The 950-nt window shown below is 30.4% G+C and carries 1 protein-coding gene; it reads right to left on the bottom strand.

The window, feature by feature from the left end; genetic code table 11:
* A partial coding sequence (locus AC1DTM_RS28795; RefSeq protein WP_477001520.1) for a DUF1911 domain-containing protein occupies positions 1 to 950 on the bottom strand: 950 nt, incomplete at both ends.

Here is a 950-nt window from a genome sequence, read left to right as displayed (position 1 = left end):
CTTCACTTCATACATATTTGGGATATTTGCTTCTTTTGGTACCCATGCATAATAATTTTGATCATTCTCTAAAATAAATTGAACTAACTTTGTTTCTGAAACATTCCAGAAATTTTTAAGATTATCAATGTAATCCTCTAAATCCTCTTTATAGTCCAATTGTAAAATATAATCTCTTACGGTAAGGGCAAAAACAATTAAACTTCCTAAGAGATCTTTTTGCTCATTTTCTTCTCCATACTCTTGTGGTAAAAACCACACTTGGCCAATTCCTATCGTTTTTTTGTATTTTTCATAAAAACTACTATCATCCATATTCTTATAATCATGTATTAATTCATTGACCAATGAATGCCATTTTGGCGGAATAATGTTTTCCAATGCAGGATTATTTTCAATTCCTTCTACTATTTCATCTATCTCTTCCGTCTCATCCTCATAGTTATATTTACTTAGAGATATGTGTTTGAATTTCATTGAATTCTTATAATGCGCCAAATCATACGGATAGTGATTATTATCTTTTAAACTTGTATCATCAAGTTCCAAAATTTTCGCAAGCGCTGCCGTTTCAAAGCTCCAATACCCTACATATCCAGGTTCTTTATGTGCATTTTTCCATTCATAATCATAATGACCTCTAAACCATTCTTTCTCCATATACGTTTTCAATCTTTTAGATGCTTCTTTCTTATCTGTTTGTGCAAGTTCTATAATTTCTCTCGTTTTTGCATATGGATTGTCTTTATAATATCTATTCGTCATTTTTGTGTATCCGATATCACTAGCGCATACGAGGAAATCAATTACTGCGTCGTTCATATTTTTTTTATCAACTATCTTTTTTAATCTTTCTATATTCTTTTTATCCGTTTCTAATAGAATCCCTAAGGAAATCACCCACAGCATATATATATATCCAATTTTGTGAGTACCTGTATACTCTAAAT

This window comes from Bacillus sp. P4_D3, assembly GCF_056401855.1.
This window is presented reverse-complemented; position numbering and strand designations above follow the sequence as displayed.